Source organism: Dyella psychrodurans (genome assembly GCF_003363265.1).
GTDB classification, from domain to species: Bacteria; Pseudomonadota; Gammaproteobacteria; order Xanthomonadales; family Rhodanobacteraceae; genus Dyella_B; species Dyella_B psychrodurans.
The window spans coordinates 300,326-307,560 of record NZ_QRBF01000002.1 but is presented as its reverse complement, the minus strand read 5'-3'; the positions used below and the strand labels follow the sequence as shown (position 1 = coordinate 307,560).

Here is a 7,235-nt window from a genome sequence, read left to right as displayed (position 1 = left end):
AACGCATGCGCTGCGCGCATCGCTTTATTCAACTAAGACGGGGATCTTGCCGATCTTCGCCTGCCACTCGCGCGGGCCGGTCTTGTGCACCGAGGTACCCGCCGAATCCACGGCCACGGTCACGGGCATGTCCTTGACCTCGAACTCGTAGATCGCCTCCATGCCCAGATCCTCGAACGCCAGCACGCGACTGGCCTTGATCGCCTTCGAGACGAGGTACGCAGCGCCACCGACCGCCATCAGGTACACCGACTGATGCTTCTTGATCGCATCGATGGCCGCCGGACCGCGCTCGGCCTTGCCGACCATGCCCAGCAGGCCCGTCTGCGCCAGTACCTGCTCGGTGAATTTGTCCATGCGCGTGGCAGTGGTCGGGCCGGCCGGACCCACCACTTCGTCGCGCACCGGGTCGACCGGGCCGACGTAATAGATGAAGCGACCGTTGAAATCCACCGGCAGCTTCTCGCCCTTGTTCAGCATGTCGACCATGCGCTTGTGTGCGGCATCGCGGCCGGTGAGCAGCTTGCCGTTGAGCAGCAGCACTTCACCCGGTTTCCAGCTGGCGACTTCCTCGCGTGTCACGGTGTCGAGGTTGACGCGGCGACCCTTGGACGAGTCGTAGGTGAGCTTGGGCCAGTCTTCCAGCGAGGGCGGATCGAGCATCACCGGGCCGGAACCGTCCAGCGTGAAGTGCGCGTGGCGTGTCGCCGCGCAATTGGGGATCATCGCCACCGGCAGATTGGCCGCGTGCGTCGGGTAATCCTTCACCTTCACGTCGAGCACGGTGGTCAGGCCACCCAGGCCCTGTGCACCGATGCCGAGCGCATTGACCTTTTCGTACAGCTCGATGCGCAATTCCTCGGCGCGATTCTTCGGGCCGCGCGCGATCAGATCCTGGATATCGATCTCTTCCATCAGCGCTTCTTTCGCCAGCAGCATCGCCTTCTCGGCGGTACCGCCGATGCCGATACCCAGCATGCCGGGCGGACACCAGCCGGCGCCCATGGTCGGCACGGTCTTGAGCACCCAGTCGACGATGGAATCGGAGGGGTTGAGCATCGCGAACTTGGATTTCGCCTCGGAACCGCCGCCCTTGGCCGCGACGATCACATCGACGGTGTCGCCCGGCACGATGGACACGTTGATCACCGCCGGCGTGTTGTCCTTGGTGTTGCTGCGCTTGCCCGCCGGATCGGCCAGCACGCTGGCGCGCAGTTTGTTGTCGGCATGGTTGTAGGCGCGACGCACGCCTTCGTTGACCATGTCTTCCAGGCTCATGGTCGCATCCCAGCGCACATTCATGCCCACCTTGAGAAAGACCGTCACGATGCCGGTGTCCTGGCACAGCGGGCGATGCCCTTCGGCGGCCATGCGCGAATTGATCAGGATCTGCGCCATCGCATCCTTGGCGGCGGGCGATTCTTCACGTTCGTAGGCTTTGGCGAGGTTGGTGATGTAGTCGACGGGGTGGTAGTAGCTGATGTACTGGAGTGCGTCGGCGACGGACTGGATCAGATCGTCTTGCTTGATGGTGGTCATTGGCGGCTGCTTCGACTGGGGATGAAAGCCCGGCGAGCCTTGCACTCGCGGGGCGCAACCCCTCTATTGTGCCGCAATCGACTTGGAATCATCCCAAATGCGGCGACGCAACGCGCCGCCAGGGCTTCGCCGCCGGGCATGGTCGGCGCACGAACCGGAGACGGATCAACGATTTAGGCCTACATGCAAATCGTTCCAACCGACATGCATTCGCGGCACTTTCCTGTCACTCGGCGGCGCTATAGGCTGACTTAGCGGCGCAACGGCAGTCGTCAGGGGAGACGGACGACGTCGCGGGAAGACAGAGACTTCAGTTAAACGCCTAACGGTTTTTGCCGGATCAGGCGTGGGTGCGTGCGTGTCATTCCCACGCCATGTCGATTCAGCGAACCGTTTCGACTACGACAAGGAGAAACACCATGTTTGCGAAGTTGCACCGCACGTCGCTTTCGTTATCTCTTGGCTTGCTGCTGGCCGGTTCGAGCGCCGGAGCCATGGCGGCCAATGCTGTTCCGGCCGTCGATACCGGAGCCGCTCCGGCAAACCAGATGGTCCACGTCACCCTGGTCCTCAAGCTGCGCAATCAGGCCGCACTTGAGAATTTCATCAAGCAGACCGTCACGCCAGGCAATCCGAATTATCAGCAGTTCCTGACCACCAGCCAGTTTGCCGCGCAGTACGGCGCTACCGACGATGCGATCGCACGCGTGCAATCCGTGCTCAAGCAGCAAGGCATCAGCAGCGAAGTGCTTCCCAGCCACCTGGCCATTCGCACCAGCGGCAGCTTGAGCCAGTACAACCGGCTGTTCCAGACATCGGTTCATAACTACGTATCGCGCGAGAACGGCCACAGCTTCCACAAGCCGACTTCATCGCCGCAGATTCCCTCCGCGATCGCGGACGTGGTGGATGTCGCCAGCGGCCTGAGCAATGAACTCACGTATCGCCCGCATCACATTTCATCGTCGGCCTTTACTTCGCTCGGCACGCAGCTGCCGAAGACCCACGCGCTGGCGTCCAGCACCGGCGGATCGAACGGCAATCCCACCGCTACGGGTGTGCCGGGCGAATACACGGTGGGTGACGTGGCCAATTTCTACGACATCAATCCACTCTACAAACACGGTGTCGTGGGCAAGGGTTCCACCGTTGCCATCGTGACGCTGTCGAATTTCTACCCCGCCGATGCGGAAACCTATTGGTCGGATATCGGCCTTGCCACCAAGCCCAACCGCATTACGCAGGTGCACGTGGACGGTGGCGGCGCGATCGACGGCGGCAGCGGCGAAACCTCGATTGACGTGGAACAGTCCGGCGGCATTGCGCCGTTCGCCAACATCCTCGTGTATGACGCACCGAACGCCGGCAACGGCTACGTCGATGCGTTCGCGCAGGCCGTGTCGGACAACATCGCCGACAGCATTTCCACCAGTTGGGGCTTGCCGGAAATCTTCAATTTCGCGGCGCTTAACGTAGCGGGTGCCAGCAACACCGACACCAGCGACGCCGGCGACTTGCGTGCCTTCCACGCCATCTTCCTGGAAGCGGCAGCGCAAGGTCAGTCGCTGTTCGCGGCATCGGGCGATTCCGGTGCGTACGACACCGTGCGCGACCTGGGAGCCGGCACCGCACCGGGCGACTACACCGCGCCGCTGACGGTGGATTCGCCGGCATCCGATCCGTTCATCACGGCGGCCGGCGGCACCACCACGCCGTACAGCTATGCCTTCGGCACCGGCCCGACCGAATCCATCTCGCAGGAAAGCGTCTGGGGCTGGGACTACATCCAGAACTACTTCAACACCTACATCGGCCCGAACGTGATCAACTTGTTCTCGGTCGGCGGTGGTGGCGGTGTGAGCGTGTACTGGCACAAGCCGTTCTACCAGGACTTCACCAGCGGTGTTCGCCGCAGCGAGCCGAAGCAGTCGCTGGTGTACAACGATCCCAGCGCGGGACCGACCACGCTCTTGCAACTGCCCAGCCACTTCTCCGGTCGCAACGTGCCGGATGTGGCGTTGAACGCGGATCCGGAAACGGGCTACATCTACGTCTCCACCTACGACGGCGGATTGAATGCCGGTGAAGGCGGCACCAGCTTCGTGGCGCCGCAGCTCAATGGCATCACGGCGCTGTTGCGGCAGAGCACGGGGCATCGCATCGGTCTGTGGAATCCGCAGATCTACGCGATCCAGAACTTCTTCGGCTACGGTCGCTTCTCGGCCTTCAACAGCGTGCGCGCCGGCGACAACTGGTTCTACTACGGCGCGCCTCACTACAACCCTGGCGCCGGTATCGGTTCGCTGGACGTAACCAATCTGGATGTGTTCCTGCGCAGCGGATTCTGAGTTGTCTGTCGCTTGATCATCGGCCCGCACATGTCCTGTGCGGGCCGATTTCTTTTTGGCGATACGCGCACGTGCCGCAACGGATACGATGCAGGGCTTGCCGACAACGGGTATCGCCATGCCATCCAAACGCCGCTTCATGCAGCTCGACGTGTTTTCCCGCCAACCTTTGAAAGGCAATCCGCTGGCGGTGGTGATCGATGGCGACGGCCTCGACGACGACACGATGCGTGCGTTCGCCCGCTGGACCCATCTTTCGGAAACCACCTTCCTGTTGCCGCCCACATCGCCCGAGGCGGATTACCGCGTGAGGATCTTCACTCCGCGCCAGGAATTGCCGTTCGCCGGTCACCCCAGCGTCGGCAGCGCGTATGCGGCGATCGAAGCCGGACTCGTGCCACGCACCAAACACGCGTTGATTCAGGAGTGCGCGGCGGGCCTGTTGCCGATTCGCGTCGACGGCGACGGCGTCGAACGGAGCATCCATGTACAAGCGCCGCCGGCGCGGGTGCATCGCGTCGATGAGGAACTGCGCCGGATCCTCGGCGATGCGCTGCAAGGCGCATTGGAAGACGGGCAGCTGCGCCTCGTCGACATCGGACCTCATTGGCTCATCTGCGATCTGCGCGACGCATCGCGGGTGCGCGGCCTCGTTCCCGATCTGTCGAGCGTCGCCGCCCTATGTCGAAAATACCGCGCCATCGGCGTAAGCGTGTTCGGTTCCGAGCGCGCACAAGATGCCGCCATGGCAGTGCGCGCATTCTGCCCGGCCGACGACATTCCGGAAGATCCGGTCACCGGCAGCGCCAATGCGGCGATCATGGCCTTCCTCACTGATCGGGGCGCGCATCCCTACGGTTCGCGTTACCGCGCCAGCCAGGGGCGCGAAATGAATCGGGATGGCTACGTGGATGTCGCCCGCGATCCGGCCAGCGGCGCCATTACCATCGGCGGCGATTGCGTTGCCACCATTCGCGGCGAACTGGAACTTTGAGAGCCTCGCTCGCTTGCACGATCCTGATTGCACAAGCTTTTAGGCCGAACACGCGATGCGCGCGGACCGGCACGCCATGGTAAAAATCGCCTTGCCCGACGCAAGACTCAGCGCCGGCCGCTTGCCGTGGCACCGCGCGATTGCCATGCTCCGGGTTTCCAATCCAGGAACCTTCTCATGACATCACCGGTTGCGGGTTACCAGCGCAGTCTTCGCTTGCGGGATGCCGCGTTGGTGGTGATCGGGGGCATCATCGGCGGCGGGATATTCCTGAATCCGTTTATCGTCGCGCAACGCACCGAATCCGGACTCGCGTTGCTGTTGATGTGGATCGGTGCCGGCGTGCTGACGCTGATCGGCGCGCTCTGCTACGCCGAGCTCGGTGCGCGCCGGCCGCATGCCGGCGGCAGCTATGTTTACTTGCGCGAAGCCTTCGGCCCCCTGGCCGGCTTCCTGTTCGGCTGGACCATGCTGCTGGTGATTTATTCGGGCTCGACGGCCGCTGTCGCGACGATCTTCGCCAAGTACGCCGCCTCCGTGTTCGGTCTCCCGATGGCGATGGCCACGCCGCTGGCGGTCGGCGCGCTGGTGCTGGTCGCCGGCATCAATCTATTCGGATTGAAGTTCGGCACGCATATGCAGAATTTGTTCACGCTGCTGAAGCTGCTGGCGGTCGCCGTGCTGGTGGTGTGCGGATTGTTCCTGGCCGGCGCAGGCAGCACGTCGGTGCTGGCGGACGATCCCGCGCGGCATGGCGTGGGGTTCATGTCGGCATCGCTGCCGGTGCTGTTCGCCTATTCGGGTTTCACCTACCTCAACAACCTTGCCGGTGAAGTACGCGAACCGCAGCGCACCCTGCCCCGCGCACTGACGCTGGGCATGGCAGGCGTGATCGTGGCCTATGCGCTGGTCAACATCGCCTATCTCGCCGTGCTGGGCCACGACGGCCTGGCGGCCAGCCAGACGCCGGCGGCGGATGTCATGGGCAAGGTCTTCGGCGCGACGGGCGCCAGGCTGATCGCCGTGGGTATCGCCATCTCCACCTTCGGCTTCTGCAACATCACCCTGGTGGCGGGTGCACGCGTGCTGCAGGTGATGGGCGAGGACGGCCTGTTCTTCGCCAGCGTGGGACGGCTGCATCCGCGCCATCACACACCCAATGTCGCCTTGCTGCTGCTTACCGGCTGGTCGATCGTGCTGGTGCTGTCGGGCAGCTACGGGCAATTGCTCGATTACGCCACCTTCGGCGACTGGCTCGCCTGCGCCGTAGGCGTCAGCACGCTGTTCTGGTATCGGCGCCGGCAGAAGGGCGACGTCTCGTTCCGGGTGCCGGGCTATCCGCTGCTGCCGTTGATCTTCATCGCCACCATTGGCCTGGTGGTGGTGCAGAGCCTGCGCACCAGCCTCGTCAATACGGGCATCGGCCTGGCGATCATGGCGGCGGGCATTCCGGTCTATCTGATCTGGCGACGATTGTTCAGGCCCGTACACCCCTAATTTCTTGCGCCGATGCCACAATGGTGGGATAGGTATTCAGGAGAACCCATCGATGGCGCAAGACCACGCCGCGCCGGCACCTCGCAAGGCCGATATCGTCCCCGTCGCCAAGCACACCGGGATCGATCTGTTGATCAACGGCGAGCTTTTCAATCACACCGGCGATCCGGACATGCCGCTGCTGTGGTACCTGCGCGACGTATTGCGCCTGGATGGCACCAAATACGGCGGCGAACACGGTGAAGGCGGCGCGGATCTGGTGCTGGTGAATGGCAAGGCCACCTCGGCCATCGGCGTGCCGATGGGCAAGCTGGACGGCAAGCAGGTGGTTACCGTCGAAGGCCTGGCCGACGCCAAAGGCGGATTGCATCCGCTGCAACAGGCGTTCATCGACGAAGACGCCATCGGTTGCGGCTACTGCACGCCGGGCTGGCTGATTGCCTCGATGGATCTGCTGACGCGCCACAAAGATCCCACCGACAGCGACATCGATACCCTGCCCAACCTCTGCCGTTGCGGTTGCCAGACACGCGTGCGCAGCGCCATCAAGCGCGCCGCCGCGTCGATGAAACAAGGAACGAAGGCATGAGCGTCGACGTGCAACTCTCTCGCCGTCGCTTTCTTCAGGTGCTCGCTGGAACCGCCGGCGCGCTGATCGTGGGCGTGCGCACCGCGCTGGCCACCGAGCCGCCGGTGCCGCTGGACATGCTCGGCGACACGCTTTACGGCCTGGGCGTTTACGTGCGCATCGATGCGGACGGCGATGTGGTGATCGGCGCGCGCGATCCGGACACCGGCACGGGCGTGGCCACGTCATTGCCGCGCATCATCGCCGAGGAACTGGATGCGGACTGGCA

Annotated in this window: 5 protein-coding genes; 4 read left to right on the top strand and 1 reads right to left on the bottom strand. The window is 63.6% G+C overall.

The window, feature by feature from the left end; genetic code table 11:
* Nucleotides 1-24: 24 nt before the first annotated feature.
* The gene (locus tag DWU99_RS07585) at nucleotides 25-1,539 is read right to left on the bottom strand and encodes a fumarate hydratase (RefSeq protein WP_115477418.1); all 1,515 of its coding nucleotides are present in this window, start codon (nucleotides 1,537-1,539) and stop codon (nucleotides 25-27) included.
* A gap of 419 nt (nucleotides 1,540-1,958) precedes the next feature.
* On the opposite strand from DWU99_RS07585, the gene DWU99_RS07580 reads away from it, so the two are divergent.
* From DWU99_RS07580 to DWU99_RS07565, 4 genes are all read left to right on the top strand, one after another.
* Complete coding sequence (locus DWU99_RS07580; protein ID WP_115477417.1) at nucleotides 1,959-3,887, top strand: S53 family peptidase; 1,929 nt, start codon at nucleotides 1,959-1,961, stop codon at nucleotides 3,885-3,887.
* 118 nt (nucleotides 3,888-4,005) lie between these two features.
* Nucleotides 4,006-4,881, top strand: a complete 876-nt coding sequence (locus DWU99_RS07575; protein ID WP_115477706.1) for a PhzF family phenazine biosynthesis protein — start codon at nucleotides 4,006-4,008, stop codon at nucleotides 4,879-4,881.
* 177 nt (nucleotides 4,882-5,058) lie between these two features.
* A complete protein-coding gene (locus DWU99_RS07570) occupies nucleotides 5,059-6,378 on the top strand; it encodes an APC family permease (RefSeq protein ID WP_115477416.1) in 1,320 nt (439 codons plus the stop codon).
* A 52-nt stretch (nucleotides 6,379-6,430) separates the two neighbouring features.
* Nucleotides 6,431-6,967, top strand: coding sequence for a (2Fe-2S)-binding protein (locus DWU99_RS07565; RefSeq protein ID WP_115477415.1), 537 nt, complete (start codon nucleotides 6,431-6,433; stop codon nucleotides 6,965-6,967).
* The last annotated feature ends 268 nt before the right edge of the window (nucleotides 6,968-7,235 follow it).